The organism is Citrobacter pasteurii, assembly GCF_019047765.1.
Taxonomy (GTDB): Bacteria; Pseudomonadota; Gammaproteobacteria; order Enterobacterales; family Enterobacteriaceae; genus Citrobacter; species Citrobacter pasteurii.
Map to the genome: position 1 here is coordinate 4,279,772 of NZ_CP077262.1, position 14,670 is coordinate 4,294,441.

General features: G+C 52.6%; 15 protein-coding genes. 8 read left to right on the forward strand and 7 right to left on the reverse strand.

Annotated features, from left to right (window positions below; all coding sequences use genetic code 11):
- Window positions 1-134: 134 nt before the first annotated feature.
- The 7 genes from dksA to panD all read left to right on the forward strand — a co-directional run bounded on the left by dksA (window position 135) and on the right by panD (window position 5,888).
- The gene (gene dksA, locus I6L54_RS20730; protein WP_003829221.1) at window positions 135-590 is read left to right on the forward strand and encodes an RNA polymerase-binding protein DksA; all 456 of its coding nucleotides are present in this window, start codon (window positions 135-137) and stop codon (window positions 588-590) included.
- A gap of 96 nt (window positions 591-686) precedes the next feature.
- On the forward strand, window positions 687-1,583 hold the full coding sequence (gene gluQRS, locus I6L54_RS20735; protein WP_005124711.1) for a tRNA glutamyl-Q(34) synthetase GluQRS: 897 nt from the start codon (window positions 687-689) through the stop codon (window positions 1,581-1,583).
- 71 nt (window positions 1,584-1,654) lie between these two features.
- A complete protein-coding gene (gene pcnB / locus I6L54_RS20740; RefSeq protein ID WP_209442480.1) occupies window positions 1,655-3,049 on the forward strand; it encodes a polynucleotide adenylyltransferase PcnB in 1,395 nt (464 codons plus the stop codon).
- Window positions 3,046-3,525: a 2-amino-4-hydroxy-6-hydroxymethyldihydropteridine diphosphokinase gene (gene folK / locus I6L54_RS20745; protein WP_005124708.1), complete on the forward strand. Its 480-nt coding sequence runs from the start codon at window positions 3,046-3,048 to the stop codon at window positions 3,523-3,525. Before pcnB ends, folK begins: the two co-directional genes overlap by 4 nt.
- 120 nt (window positions 3,526-3,645) lie before the next feature.
- Window positions 3,646-4,437, forward strand: coding sequence for a 3-methyl-2-oxobutanoate hydroxymethyltransferase (gene panB / locus I6L54_RS20750; protein WP_040230009.1), 792 nt, complete (start codon window positions 3,646-3,648; stop codon window positions 4,435-4,437).
- A 121-nt stretch (window positions 4,438-4,558) separates the two neighbouring features.
- Entirely contained in the window at window positions 4,559-5,413 is an 855-nt protein-coding gene (gene panC / locus I6L54_RS20755; RefSeq protein ID WP_005124706.1) for a pantoate--beta-alanine ligase, read from the forward strand.
- A 94-nt stretch (window positions 5,414-5,507) separates the two neighbouring features.
- Window positions 5,508-5,888 carry an aspartate 1-decarboxylase gene (panD, locus tag I6L54_RS20760; RefSeq protein WP_005124704.1) on the forward strand — a complete coding sequence of 127 codons (381 nt, stop codon included), beginning with the start codon at window positions 5,508-5,510 and terminating at the stop codon, window positions 5,886-5,888.
- A 5-nt stretch (window positions 5,889-5,893) separates the two neighbouring features.
- On the opposite strand, the gene I6L54_RS20765 is transcribed toward panD, so the two are convergent.
- The 4 genes from I6L54_RS20765 to I6L54_RS20780 all read right to left on the reverse strand — a co-directional run bounded on the left by I6L54_RS20765 (window position 5,894) and on the right by I6L54_RS20780 (window position 9,420).
- Window positions 5,894-7,123 carry a polysaccharide deacetylase family protein gene (locus tag I6L54_RS20765; RefSeq protein WP_040230008.1) on the reverse strand — a complete coding sequence of 410 codons (1,230 nt, stop codon included), beginning with the start codon at window positions 7,121-7,123 and terminating at the stop codon, window positions 5,894-5,896.
- A 61-nt stretch (window positions 7,124-7,184) separates the two neighbouring features.
- The gene (locus I6L54_RS20770; protein ID WP_005124701.1) at window positions 7,185-7,625 is read right to left on the reverse strand and encodes a PTS sugar transporter subunit IIA; all 441 of its coding nucleotides are present in this window, start codon (window positions 7,623-7,625) and stop codon (window positions 7,185-7,187) included.
- A gap of 101 nt (window positions 7,626-7,726) precedes the next feature.
- A complete protein-coding gene (locus I6L54_RS20775; protein ID WP_005124698.1) occupies window positions 7,727-8,497 on the reverse strand; it encodes an ABC transporter permease in 771 nt (256 codons plus the stop codon).
- Complete coding sequence (locus I6L54_RS20780) at window positions 8,494-9,420, reverse strand: ABC transporter ATP-binding protein (RefSeq protein WP_005124697.1); 927 nt, start codon at window positions 9,418-9,420, stop codon at window positions 8,494-8,496. The genes I6L54_RS20775 and I6L54_RS20780 overlap by 4 nt, the downstream gene beginning before the upstream one ends.
- Before the next feature lie 108 nt (window positions 9,421-9,528).
- Between I6L54_RS20780 and can the strand changes: the two genes are divergently transcribed.
- Window positions 9,529-10,191, forward strand: coding sequence for a carbonate dehydratase (gene can, locus I6L54_RS20785; RefSeq protein ID WP_008786227.1), 663 nt, complete (start codon window positions 9,529-9,531; stop codon window positions 10,189-10,191).
- A gap of 93 nt (window positions 10,192-10,284) precedes the next feature.
- Here can and hpt read toward each other — a convergent pair whose 3' ends face one another.
- From hpt to cueO, 3 genes are all read right to left on the reverse strand, one after another.
- Window positions 10,285-10,821, reverse strand: a complete 537-nt coding sequence (hpt, locus tag I6L54_RS20790; RefSeq protein WP_003018658.1) for a hypoxanthine phosphoribosyltransferase — start codon at window positions 10,819-10,821, stop codon at window positions 10,285-10,287.
- A gap of 278 nt (window positions 10,822-11,099) precedes the next feature.
- Entirely contained in the window at window positions 11,100-12,755 is a 1,656-nt protein-coding gene (tcp, locus tag I6L54_RS20795; RefSeq protein ID WP_040230043.1) for a methyl-accepting chemotaxis citrate transducer, read from the reverse strand.
- Window positions 12,756-12,908: 153 nt separating this feature from the next.
- Complete coding sequence (gene cueO, locus I6L54_RS20800) at window positions 12,909-14,528, reverse strand: multicopper oxidase CueO (protein WP_040230005.1); 1,620 nt, start codon at window positions 14,526-14,528, stop codon at window positions 12,909-12,911.
- Window positions 14,529-14,670: the final 142 nt, after the last annotated feature.

The window sequence follows — 14,670 nt, forward strand, 5'->3', positions numbered from 1 at the left end:
AATACGCTTTTCCTCACAGGGTTGTCAAGTGTTACGTATAGATAATTGCTATCCGGAAAAGCATCTGCTATTTATAGCGACCTGATTTTTCCCCCGAACATGGGGATCGATAGTGCGTGTTAAGGAGAAGCAACATGCAAGAAGGGCAAAACCGTAAAACATCGTCCCTGAGTATTCTCGCCATCGCTGGGGTGGAGCCGTACCAGGAGAAACCGGGCGAAGAGTATATGAACGAAGCCCAGCTGTCGCACTTCAGGCGTATTCTTGAAGCATGGCGTAATCAACTCAGGGATGAAGTCGATCGCACTGTGACTCATATGCAGGACGAAGCGGCTAACTTCCCTGATCCGGTTGACCGTGCCGCGCAGGAAGAAGAATTCAGCCTTGAGCTGCGTAACCGTGACCGTGAGCGCAAACTGATCAAAAAGATCGAGAAGACGCTGAAGAAAGTAGAAGACGAAGATTTCGGCTACTGCGAATCATGCGGCGTAGAAATTGGTATTCGTCGTCTGGAAGCCCGTCCAACAGCCGATCTGTGCATCGACTGCAAAACGCTGGCAGAAATTCGCGAAAAACAGATGGCGGGTTAATCCCGTAGACTGTTGCATGCCGGGTAGCATTACGCTCATCCGACAGTACCTGGGCGGGAGTTTCTCCCGCCTTATTCTTTTATATTATCCATCGACATGACAGACAAACCCTATATTGGCCGTTTTGCCCCTTCACCTTCTGGTGAACTGCATTTTGGTTCCCTGGTAGCCGCCCTCGGCAGTTATCTGCAGGCCCGTGCACAGCGCGGAATCTGGCGGGTACGCATTGAAGATATCGATCCCCCTCGTGAAGTTCCCGGTGCTGCAGAGACGATTCTGCGTCAGCTGGAACATTACGGGCTGCACTGGGATGGCGAAATCATGTGGCAGTCGCAACGCCATGACGCCTACCGTGAGGCACTGGCCTGGTTACAACAACAAGATTTAAGCTACTACTGTACCTGTACACGCGCCCGTATTCAGAGTATTGGCGGGATTTACGACGGTCATTGCCGTGCGTTACGCCACGGGCCGGAAAATGCAGCGGTACGCATCAAGCAGCAGCATCCCGTTTTACACTTTAACGACCTGTTGCGCGGCAATATTCACACCGACCCAGAGCTTGCACGGGAAGACTTTATTATCCACCGACGCGACGGACTGTTTGCTTATAACCTTGCGGTGGTGGTTGATGACCATTTCCAGGGGGTAACTGAGATTGTACGCGGCGCGGATCTCATCGAACCGACTGTACGCCAAATTTCGTTGTATCAGCAGTTCGGCTGGCAAGTACCGGACTATATTCATCTGCCGTTGGCGCTCAACGAGCAAGGCGCTAAACTTTCTAAGCAGAATCATGCGCCTGCCCTGCCGCAAGGCGATCCACGCCCGGTTCTCATCAACGCGTTGCGCTTCCTCGGTCAGAACACTGTAATACCGTGGCAAGCGCTGAGTGTGGAAGAATTACTGCAAACTGCGGTGCAAAATTGGACGCTTACGACTGTGCCGGGTTCAGTGAATGTAAATCCGGCATTCTCAAATGACTCATGCTGAGCTATGATTAGCCGCGATTTTTACACAGCAACACTTGTTCTGACTGAAGTTTGACACTACCGAGGTGCACTATTTTTACCCGAGTCGCTAATTTTTGCCGCAAGGTGCTAAGCCGTGAGGAGCGCGAGGCCGAGCTTGCCGTCGCCCGTCCGCATATGACGGTAATCCCGCGTGAGCAGCACTCTATCTCCCGCAAAGATATCAGTGAAAATGCCCTGAAGGTAATGTACAGGCTCAATAAAGCCGGATACGAGGCATGGCTGGTAGGCGGTGGCGTACGCGATCTTTTGCTGGGCAAAAAGCCGAAAGATTTTGATGTCACCACCAATGCAACGCCAGATCAGGTGCGAAAACTGTTTCGTAACTGTCGCCTGGTTGGGCGCCGATTCCGTCTGGCCCATGTCATGTTTGGCCCGGAAATTATCGAAGTTGCGACCTTTCGTGGACACCATGAAGGCAGTGAGTCCGATCGCACAACGTCACAACGCGGGCAAAACGGTATGCTGCTGCGCGACAACATCTTCGGCTCCATCGAAGAAGATGCTCAGCGTCGCGACTTCACGATTAACAGCCTGTATTACAGCGTGGCCGATTTCACCGTGCGTGATTACGTCGGTGGCATGCAGGATCTCGAAGATGGCGTCATCCGCCTGATCGGTAATCCGGAAACGCGCTACCGCGAAGATCCTGTACGTATGCTGCGTGCCGTGCGCTTTGCCGCCAAGCTCGACATGCGTATCAGCCCGGAAACCGCAGAGCCGATCCCACGTCTGGCAACGCTGCTTAATGATATTCCCCCCGCACGCCTGTTTGAAGAAGCGCTCAAACTGTTACAGGCGGGCTATGGGTATGAAACCTATAAAAAACTGCGTGAGTACAGCCTGTTCCAGCCGCTGTTCCCAACCATTACGCGCTATTTCACCGAAGACGGTGACAGCCCGATGGAACGCATCATTGCCCAGGTATTGAAGAACACCGATAACCGCATCAATAATGATATGCGCGTTAACCCGGCGTTCTTGTTCGCCGCCATGTTCTGGTATCCGCTACTGGAAACCGCGCAAAAAATTGCCCAGGAAAGCGGTCTGGCCTATTACGACGCCTTCGCGCTGGCAATGAACGACGTGCTGGATGAAGCCTGTCGTTCACTGGCTATCCCAAAACGCCTGACGTCGCTCACCCGTGATATCTGGCAGCTTCAATTACGCATGTCCCGTCGTCAGGGTAAGCGCGCCTGGAAGCTGATGGAGCATCCAAAATTCCGCGCTGCCTACGACTTGTTGGCCCTGCGTGCCGAAGTGGAAAATAACGCCGAGCTGCAGCGTCTGGCGCAGTGGTGGGGCGAATTCCAGGTGTCGGCGCCGCCTGAGCAAAAAGGCATGCTGAACGAACTCGACGAAGAACCGGAACGCCGCCGCCATCGTCGTCCGCGCAAACGTGCGCCACGTCGCGAGGGTTCCGCGTGACCCTCGCTTATATTGCGCTCGGCAGCAATTTAGCCTCACCTCTGGAGCAGGTTAATGCTGCCGTGCAAGCGATCGGCGACATTCCCGATAGCCGCATCGTCGCCGTTTCCTCGTTTTACCGTACCCCGCCGTTAGGCCCACAGGATCAGCCAGACTACCTGAACGCCGCAGTGGCGCTGGAAACCGCACTCGCGCCCGAAGAATTGCTCAATCATACCCAACGCATTGAGCTGCAGCAGGGACGCGTACGTAAAGCTGAACGTTGGGGGCCACGCACGCTGGACCTTGATATTATGCTGTTTGGTGATGAAGTGATTAACACCGAACGTCTGACCGTGCCGCACTACGACATGAAGAACCGCGGCTTTATGCTGTGGCCACTTTTTGAAATCGCGCCTGAACTGATCTTCCCGGACGGAACCAGCCTGCATCAACGCCTCTCCCAGCTCGGTGCAGCAAAACCTGCACACTGGTAAAATAATTATTCTCCTTTAGCGTTTACAGCTTTCGCGCCAAACGATTGCTTAAATCAATTGCCCCCCTGAATGTGACTGCTAGAATGCCGTTAAATATGACTTTTACCATCAGGAAATGTTATGAAACCGACAACAATCTCATTGCTGCAAAAATACAAGCAAGAGAAGAAACGCTTCGCGACGATTACGGCCTACGACTACAGCTTCGCTAAGTTATTTGCCGATGAAGGCATCAATGTGATGCTGGTTGGCGACTCGCTGGGCATGACCGTTCAGGGCCATGATTCTACCCTCCCCGTCACCGTTGAAGATATCGCCTACCACACCCGCGCAGTGCGTCGCGGCGCCCCCAACTGCCTGCTACTTTCCGATCTCCCGTTTATGGCCTACGCTACGCCAGAACAAACCTTTGCAAACGCGGCGATTGTGATGCGCGCGGGTGCCAATATGGTCAAGATCGAAGGCGGTGCGTGGCTGGTTGATACGGTGAAAATGCTCACCGAGCGCGCCGTCCCAGTTTGCGGCCACCTGGGATTGACGCCGCAATCGGTAAATATCTTTGGCGGCTATAAAATTCAGGGTCGCGGCAATGCCGGCAACGTTCTGCTGGAAGATGCGCTGGCGCTGGAAGCCGCTGGCGCTCAGTTGCTGGTACTGGAATGCGTTCCGGTTGAGCTGGCGAAGCGCGTCACCGATGCGTTGTCGATTCCGGTTATCGGTATTGGCGCAGGTAACGTCACTGATGGACAAATCCTCGTCATGCATGATGCCTTTGGCATTACCGGCGGCCATATCCCTAAATTTGCCAAAAATTTCCTCGCTGAAGCGGGCGACATGCGCGCCGCAGTACGGCAGTATATTGCTGAGGTTGAATCCGGCGTCTATCCGGGTGAAGAACACAGTTTCCATTAATTTATCTGCCAGCACGCCATTACGCCGGATGGCGACGCTACGCGCCTTATCCGGCCTACAACTTCACGCGTAGGCCTGATAAGCGAAGCACCATCAGGCATCGTATCTAAGGAGTCTTGTTGTGTTAATTATTGAAACTCTGCCGCTGCTGCGCCAGCACATTCGTCGTCTGCGTCAGGAAGGCAAACGCGTCGCGCTGGTTCCGACAATGGGCAACCTGCACGACGGCCATATGAAGCTGGTTGATGAAGCAAAGGCTCAGGCTGATGTGGTGATCGTCAGTATTTTCGTTAATCCGATGCAGTTTGACCGTGTGGAAGACCTGGCGCGCTATCCGCGCACCCTGCAGGAAGATTGCGAAAAACTGAACAAGCGTAAAGTCGATGTCGTCTTTGCACCGTCAGAGAAAGAAATCTACCCGCAGGGCACGGAAGGTCATACCTATGTAGATGTTCCGGGACTGTCTACCATGCTGGAAGGCGCCAGCCGTCCGGGTCACTTCCGTGGTGTTTCCACTATCGTCAGCAAGCTGTTTAACCTGATCCAGCCAGATATCGCCTGCTTTGGTGAGAAAGATTTCCAGCAACTGGCGCTGATCCGCAAAATGGTTGCGGATATGGGTTATGACATTGAGATCGTCGGCGTACCGATTATTCGCGCCAAAGACGGCTTAGCCCTAAGCTCACGTAACGGCTATCTCACGACAGAGCAGCGTAAAGTCGCCCCTGGCTTGTACAAAGTGATGAGCCGCATTGGCGAAAAATTACAGGCTGGGGAACGCGATCTGGAAGAGATTATCGCCATTGCTGAGCACGAGCTGAATGAAAAAGGCTTCCGCGCCGACGACATTCAGATCCGCGACGCCGACACGCTGCTTGAACTGACTGAAAGCAGTAAACGCGCAGTGATTCTGGTTGCCGCCTGGCTGGGTCAGGCTCGTCTGATCGATAATCAAAGCGTTACATTAGCCCAGTAGACAGGGGTTAAAAATCAGGCAATACTGCCTGAAAATTCTCAAAGCAGGTCAGTAGCACCTGCTTAGCCAAGATAAACGACAGGGTATAGAAGTTATGATTCGCACCATGCTGCAAGGCAAGCTCCACCGTGTAAAAATCACGCAGGCAGACCTGCACTATGAAGGCTCCTGCGCCATCGACCAGGATTTCCTTGATGCCTCCGGTATTCTGGAAAATGAAGCTATTGATATCTGGAACGTGACCAACGGAAAACGTTTCTCAACCTATGCGATTGCGGCTGAACGCGGCTCCAAAATCATCTCGGTGAACGGTGCGGCAGCGCATTGTGCTGAGGTTGGCGACATTGTGATTATCGCCAGCTTTGTCACTATGTCTGATGAAGAAGCCCGTACATGGCGCCCGAAAGTGGCTTACTTTGAAGGCGACAACGAAATGAAGCGTACCGCTAAAGCCATTCCGGTACAGGTTGCCTGATAGCCCTACCCCTGCGGCTGGTTGCTGATCAGCCGCGACATCGTTTCCAGTGAATCCGTTCTTAAAATATAGAGTCGTTTCAATAAGAACGGATTATCTCCCGTCTTAACCTTCCCTCTCACCGTGGTAACTGCCATGTGGAATCCCGCGTCGCCTGCCGCTTTTACCGCCGTGGCGTTATAACCGCCAAACGGATACGAAAGATACAGGACGTGAGGGTTAAACTGAGACAACGCCCGACGCGAGCGGGCAAAATCGAAAAGAATATTATGATAGCTGCGACTTAGCAGGATCGGCCGGCGATTCGCATCAACCCGATGTAAAAAATGGGTATGCGACTGGAAGTCGAACACGTCCCGGATCTCATTCAGTTCAGAGAGGCTCATAAACTGCAGCGATTTCGGATCCCACTTCTGCGGGTGGCGCTTGATACGTGAGGAGATAATAAACGCCGTGGCCTTCATGCCGTGCTGCTTCAAAATGGGGTAAGCATAACGACTCACCGACTTCAGACCATCATCAAAGGTCAGCACCACCGCCCGCGCCGGGAGGTTCATTTTATTCTGCACGTAGCCTTCCAGTTGATACATCGTCAACGTGGTGTAGCCGCGATCCTGAAGCCAGGCCATCTGGTTACTGAACGCACGCACTGAGGTCGTCGTGGAGGTGTGGCGAAAACGGGTATTCTCTTCATCACGCAGAATATGGTGGTAGGTCAACACGGGAATACCGTGGTCTTCCTGCGCATCCAGCGCACTGATATAGGCCAGCCTGCCACCAATGCGGATCTGAAACCAGGTCTGATTAAGTCGGTCTTTGAGCTTACTAATGATGGGATAACGCAGATTATCCGCCAACACGCCAAACGGGGCGCTACCGACATCCGGAGCGTTATAAACCGGCGTATCTTTCCAGGTTAGCAGTCTTTGGTTGCTGAGCGGCTTGTTGAGGTCGCCTAAACCATCTTCGACTTTCTGCCGCCCCTGGACGGGCTCCAGATGCCCCTTATCAATAAATCCAGTGCCAAAGCCAAAGGGAAATTCGTAATAATCTGCCGCAATGGGCTCAACGGCGAGGATCTGCCCGGCGCGAATATTCCCGACCGTCACCATCTTATTGCCAATCAGTGCCCACACGGCAGCCGCTTCGGTGGTTTGCATATAACGAGCAGGCAACGCCGCAGCAACGCTACCGGAGAACAGGAGTAACAGAACCAACAGAACGCGCATCACCATATGAGATAACCGAGGCGAGAAACCTCGGCTATTGTAGCAAAAGCGCCATCAATACCAATGATTAATACTCATACAAATCATGCTTCAACACGAAGGGGGGATTTTTTTGTTGCTGATGCCAGAGACTGGAGACTTCAGGCCCGCCAAGCGCAACGATGCAATCGCGAAACGCAGAACTGCTCATTGATTCCCGCGACGAAATCATTCGCTCAAGTAATGGATAGCTGATACCGGAAATGACTTCACACTGGGGATGTTTATGGCTCATTAACGAAGCCACGCGGTAAGGCGCAGCCCCGGCCATATCGGTCAGGAATATCACCCCCTCGCCTGAGTCTGTGGCATGCAGGGCATGGCACATCATGCGACTTAGCATGTTTGAGCTGAGACCTCGCCAAAAACTCACCGCCTGACACTGGACCAAAGGACCGTGCTTTTTTTCCAGACGATGCAGCATATCCTGTGCCTTATCGTCATGACAGGTAATTACCCAACCTAGCATCGCCTACCTCCTTAGCAGGCAAGTAGTTTATCAGGGTGATAAATATGTAAGGGTGATAAACATCAAAAGTTTCCTCTCCCGTTCGGGGAGAGGAAAAGGGGTTAGCTGCGCAGTCCGCGCCCGCGCTGAATCAGATACCAGCACAGCAAATAGAACGCAGCGATAAACACCACCAGCACGCCAAACGTGGTGACCAGAGGAACATCGTGAATACCCAGGAAACCGTAGCGGAAACCGCTAATCATGTAGACAATCGGGTTCAGATGCGACAGTCCCTGCCAGAACGGCGGCAGCAGCGTTAACGAATAGAAAACGCCACCCAGATAGGTCAGAGGCGTCAGCACGAAGGTTGGGATCAGACTGATATCGTCAAAGGTCTTGGCGAAGACTGCATTCAACAAACCGGCCAACGAAAACAGCACCGCCGTTAACGCCAGCGTCAGCGCCACGAAGACCCAGGAGTGCACCTGGAACGGCACGAAGAACAGTGAGATAGCCGTGACCAGGATCCCGACGCACAGGCCACGCGCCACGCCGCCGCCGACAAAACCGGCGATGATCACGTGCGTTGGCACCGGTGCGACCAGCAGCTCTTCAATATTACGTTGAAACTTGGCGCTGAAGAATGACGACGCCACGTTAGCGTACGAGTTGGTGATCACCGCCATCATAATCAGCCCCGGCACGATAAACTGCATGTAGCTAAAGCCATGCATTTCACCGATCCGTGAGCCGATCAAATTACCAAAGATAATAAAATAGAGCGTCATGGTGATGACGGGAGGCACCAGGGTTTGCACCCAGATACGCATAAAGCGGTGGATCTCTTTCGCCCAGATGCTTTTCAGCGCGACCCAGTAAAGCTGCATCATGCGCGATCTCCTTGTTTTTCATGAACCAGAGAAACAAACAGCTCTTCCAGCCGGTTCGCCTTGTTCCGCATACTCAATACCTGAATACCCTGAGCGCTCAGCTGCGAGAACACGCTGTTCACCCCCTGCTCGCGCAGAACTTCAACTTCCAGCGTTGAGGTATCAACCAGACGGTATTGATAGCCCTCCAGCTTAGGTAGCGGACTTTTCGCCGCCAGATCGAGAATAAACGTCTCAGATTTGAGCTTGGAGAGCAGATTCTTCATCGAGGTATTTTCTACCAGCTCACCGTGCTGAATAATGCCGATATTACGGCACAGCATTTCCGCTTCTTCGAGGTAGTGGGTGGTAAGAATAATCGTCGTACCTTTATCGTTTAAATCCTTCAAAAAGCCCCACATTGAGCGGCGTAATTCAATATCAACACCGGCAGTAGGTTCATCGAGGATAAGCAACTTTGGCTCATGCATCAGCGCGCGAGCAATCATCAGGCGGCGCTTCATCCCGCCGGAAAGCATACGAGCACGCTCGTTGCGTTTTTCCCACAGGTCGAGCTGTTTTAGATAAATTTCACTGCGTTTAACCGCCTCTTTATGCTCAACGCCGTAATATCCCGCCTGATTCACCACGATCTGCTGCACGGTTTCAAACGGGTTAAAGTTGAACTCCTGTGGCACCAGCCCAAGCTGACGCTTGGCGTTAACCGTATCTTTATCAAGATCGAACCCGAAGACGCTCACCCGCCCGGAGGTTTTATTCACCAGCGAGCTGATAATACCGATGGTGGTGGACTTCCCCGCGCCATTGGGACCTAGCAACGCATAGAAATCACCCGCTTCGACTTGCAAATCTATGCCACGTAGCGCCTGAACGCCACCGGGATAGGTTTTTTTAAGTTGTTGAAGTTCCAGAGCAATGGTCATGGTTTTTTACTTACCTTACGTTCTGACATTTTATATATAGTTTAAATAATGCTGGAGTTACCCTATATTAGCCCATCGAATTTATCTGGCTTCGGGTTGTACAACTCCATGAAAGACATAGATACACTCATCAGCAACAATGCACTATGGTCAAAGATGCTGATAGAAGAGGATCCCGGATTTTTTGAAACGCTGACACACGCACAAAATCCGCGTTTTCTATGGATTGGATGTTCTGATAGCCGCGTTCCCGCTGAACGTTTAACCGGTCTTGAACCGGGTGAACTGTTTGTTCACCGTAATGTTGCTAATCTGGTTATTCACACCGACCTGAACTGTCTCTCAGTGGTTCAGTATGCGGTGGATGTGCTGGAAGTGGAACATATTATTATTTGTGGTCACTATGGTTGCGGTGGCGTCCAGGCGGCTATTGAAAATAAAGAGCAGGGGCTGATTGATAACTGGTTGCTGCATATCCGCGATATCTGGTTTAAACACAGCTCACTGCTGGGCGAAATGCCGCAGGAACGTCGCATGGACACCCTGTGCGAACTGAATGTCATGGAGCAGGTCTATAACCTGGGCCATTCGACAATCATGCGTTCAGCCTGGAAACGCGGTCAGAAAGTGACGATTCACGGATGGGCTTACGGTATTCATGATGGTCTGCTGCGCGATCTGGACGTCACGGCTACCAGCCGCGAAACACTGGAACAACGCTACCGACAGGGGTTGTCGAACCTCAGCCAGAAACACAGTAACCATAAGTAAGGCGATATTGCCGGGTGGCGGTTACGCCTTACCCGGCCTACAAATCAGCGCCACAGGCCTGATAAGCGAATCGCCATCAGGCGCTCCAGCCCATTACTCGTCCAGCAACACCACTTTGCCAACATACGGCAGATGGCGATAACGTTGTGCATAGTCAATGCCGTAGCCAACAACGAACTCATCTGGAATGGAGAAACCGATAAACTCGACCGGTACATTCACTTCACGGCGAGAAGGTTTATCCAACAACGTACAAATCGCCAGAGATTTAGGTTCACGCAGGCTCAGGATTTCACGCACTTTTGACAGCGTGTTGCCGGAGTCGATGATGTCTTCAACAATCAGCACGTCTTTGCCACGAATGTCTTCATCCAGGTCTTTGAGGATTTTAACATCACGCGTGGTGGACATTCCGCTGCCGTAGCTGGAGGCGGTCATGAAATCGACTTCGTGGGAGACATGCACTTCACGGCACAGGTCAGCCATAAACATAAATGAACCGCGTAACAGGCCTACCAGCACCATATCACTGCCGCTGTCCTTGTAACGCTCGTTAATCTGACGTCCCAGTTCGGCAATACGCGCTTTGATCTCCGCTTCCGGGATCATGACTTCTACAGTATGTTTCATAAAAGAAATAACTCACTGATTTTTATCAGTTAACACATCATGCAAATCGAAAGAAAGCGCTTACCTTGATACACCGCCGAAGAGACGGTGGCTCGCACTAACCACAAAACTTGCGACAGCATACAAACAATTCAGTGGGTGAAGTATACCAGCAAAGAGACCGCATTCCTCTGATAGTTACTCAGAGAACCTGCGCACGCATTTTAACGCGCTCTGAATACGCGAAAGCCGGGCAACGAACCCGGCTTTTAGCGTGAGCAAAATCGGACTTTTTCAGGTCAGAACGTTTCCCAATGTTGATCCTGGGTAGTAGAGACAACGCGCTCCTTGCGTGGAGCGTCCTGCGGTGGTTTTCGAGCCCCACTCACCGCCTTCTCGCGGGTAATACGAAATACCGCAACGGCCTGCCGCAACTGCTCGGCCTGTTGCTCCAGAGAGGCCGCCGCCGCCGCAGACTCCTCCACCAGCGCGGCGTTTTGCTGGGTAACGCTGTCCATCTGCGAAACCGCGAGGCTAACCTGTTCAATCCCCCGACTCTGCTCTTCAGAAGCAGACGCAATTTCGCCCATGATATCGGTCACACGGGTCACCGCCGCGACAATTTCTGCCATGGTTTTACCGGCATCCGAAACCTGCTGCGATCCCATGCCTACACAGTGGGTTGAATTATCAATCAGCGCTTTGATCTCTTTTGCTGCCTGGGCACTACGGCTTGCCAGAGTCCGGACTTCACCTGCCACAACCGCAAAACCGCGCCCCTGCTCTCCGGCTCTGGCCGCTTCTACCGCGGCGTTCAGCGCCAGAATGTTGGTCTGGAATGCAATACTGTCGATAACGTTCGTGATCTGCGCGATTTGCTGCGAACTGTCCGCTATTTCACTCATCGTATGAACAACGGTATCAACAACACGACCACCGCGAGCGGCAGTATCAGAGGCGTTTTTCGCCAATTGGGTTGCCTGTTTCGCATTGTCCGTATTCTGCTTCACTGTCGCAGTCAACTGCTCCATGCTGGCGGCAGTTTCCTCAAGCGAGGCCGCCTGCTGCTCAGTGCGCGAAGAAAGGTCGTTGTTGCCCGAGGATATTTCAGCGGCTCCGGTATGAATTGACTCCGAGCTATTGCGTACGGCAGTGACTGTCGAAATCAGCGACTGTTGCATCTCTTCCAACCCCATCGCCAGTCGGCCCATTTCGTTGCGACCTTCAACATTGAGCTTATGGGTTAAGTCTCCACCGGTAATGACGCGAATATGCTCCATAATCTGCGCCAGCGGTTTAAGCAGGATGTGTTGCAACCCGCTCCAGATCATGCCCAGAACGATCAGCACAACCAGAACGATGCCTCCCAGTGTCCACTGCATACGGGAAAAACTGAGCTGATTTTCCGCAGCAGCGTGCTGCAGCAGCGCATTATTCTCGTTTCGCCAGTGATCATAGCTCGCTTCCATCTCATCCTGCGCTTTTTGAGCATCAAGATCGCCATAAGCCTGATAGTTATTCGCTCGCAGATACTCAATCGATAATTTCATCACTTCGTGCATCTGGCGATACTGCTTTTCCATTTCACTGGCGATCTGCGGATCCTGCCCTGTAACCTGTGGTAATCCCTGATACTGGGCGAAATAGCCTTCGGCCTTCTTCATTGAATCACTGGCGGTATTGAGCAGCGTGTTGATCGCGGCCAACGAGGCGGGATCGCGCTGATTTTTTAAAAAGCGGATGGCGACGCGCGTCACCGTAACACGGGTTTTAATCAACGTATTGACGCTGTCACTCAGATTTTCTTGCTGAGCGTTGAGGGTGCCTGAGTTCTGGAAATTATGCCTGTCATTGTTTACCGCAGAATAAAACAGGCTTCCCGTAACGGCCTGCAGTAAACAGAAAATGGCGAGAACCAGCAGGATACCGGTAATAACACGAATATTTTTAATCACGTTTTTCATCCATTGAACTCACATTGGGTACATGATGATTATCGGCCCCAAAGGCGATTACTTTATGTTCAATGGCAGAATATGCAGGGGATGTGCCTTACCTGGCCGACAAGAAATATCCTGCAGGCCGGGCAAGCGCTGAGACGTCGTTGTTTAAACCGTAAAACCGAGCATCATGCCAGTGTCTTCGTGCTCCAGCAGATGGCAGTGCGCCATATAGGCATGTTCTTTCGGCGCATCGTGGTCAAACTTCACCAGTACCTCGCTGACGCCGCCCTCTACCCGCACAGTGTCTTTCCATCCCGTACGGTGTGCAGCAGGCGCTTTGCCATTTTCAGACAGAATGCGGAACTGCGTGCCGTGAATGTGGAACGGGTGCAGCATCATGTCGCCCTGGCCGGAAATCACCCAGCGTTCGTGCTGACCTTTCGCCGCGGCAAACATCGGTTTATTCATATCAAACGCCTGCCCGTTAATCCGGTTGGCATTATGGAAATCGAATGTGCCATCCTGCTTCATGTTGCCCATGCCGCCATGCTGCATATTCCCCATCTCACCATGGTTCATATTGCCATGATCCATGTTCCCGTGGCTCATATTGTCGTTATTCATATGACCCATCATCTTCCCATGATCCATCCCTGCCATGGCCTGCCCACCGTATTTCTTCATCAGCATTTGCATGCCCATCATGTCGAGCATCGGATCCATAGACAGCTGCAGTTTGCGTACCGTCAGCCCATCAAGCGACGGCAGCGCCGGCATAGATGTCAGCGTATCCGGCAGCGTGCCGGAGGCGGTAATCAGCAGCGGCTGAACGCGCATTACCGGGTGCGGCTTATCAAACGGCGCCACCTCCATGCCCATCTGACTGACAGGCAATGTGACCAGATCGAAAGCTTTACCGTCGCTCACATCCACCAGCACTTCGAAACGTTCGCCCATCAGCATAGGAAGCTCGGTCACTTTTACCGGCTCCGCCAACAAACCGCCATCGCTGGCAATGACATACAGCGGGCGATTATCGCTGGCCACGATATTCAGTGAGCGGGCATTACACCCATTAAGCAAACGCAGGCGCAGCCAGCCGCGCGGCGCCGCATGCTGAGGAAAAATCGCCCCATTGGTTAGCAGCGTATCGCCAAACCAACCGACGGCGGCGGTCATCATATCTAACTGATAATTAATTTGTCCGTCAGCGGAAAACTGTTTGTCCTGAATAATCACCGGCACATCGTCGATACCCCACTGCTTAGGCAGCAGTAGCTTGCGAATCTCTTCATCTTCAATCAGCACCAGCCCGGCCAGGCCCATCGCAACCTGACGTCCGGTTTTCCCGTGTTGATGCGGATGGAACCAACAGGTTGCTGCCCTTTGCGCAGGAGTAAAGGCCACTGAGCGCTTCCCGCCCGCCGGAATAACACCTTGCGGCCCGCCATCGACTTCCCCAGGGATTTCCAGCCCATGCCAGTGCAGCGTCGTCTCTTCGGCCAGCTGATTATGGATATCCACGCTCACCGCCTGACCTTTATTCAGTTTGACCGCCGGTCCGAGCAGATTGCCGTTATATCCCCAGGTGGTGGCAGTTTTCCCCGCAAACGTCGACTGCCCGGCTTTCACAATCAGCTGTATGCGATTCGAAGCATCCGCAGTTAACAGGTCTGGAATGGGTAACGCAGGACGGTCAGCGGCAAATACGGTGCGGCTCCACAAAGGTAATGCTGAGGCGACACCCAGCGCCACGGAGTACTTTAAAAAGTCACGACGTTGCATATTCATTTCCTTATATTCAGCAGCTTAAGCAGGCTATCTTTTAAGCATAAGCCTTCCCCTTACGGGAAGGTCAAGTGAACGGCTGATAATAAAGGTCGTCGCTTCGCTCGCAGTATGCTAACGTTTAATTTCCGTGATGCAG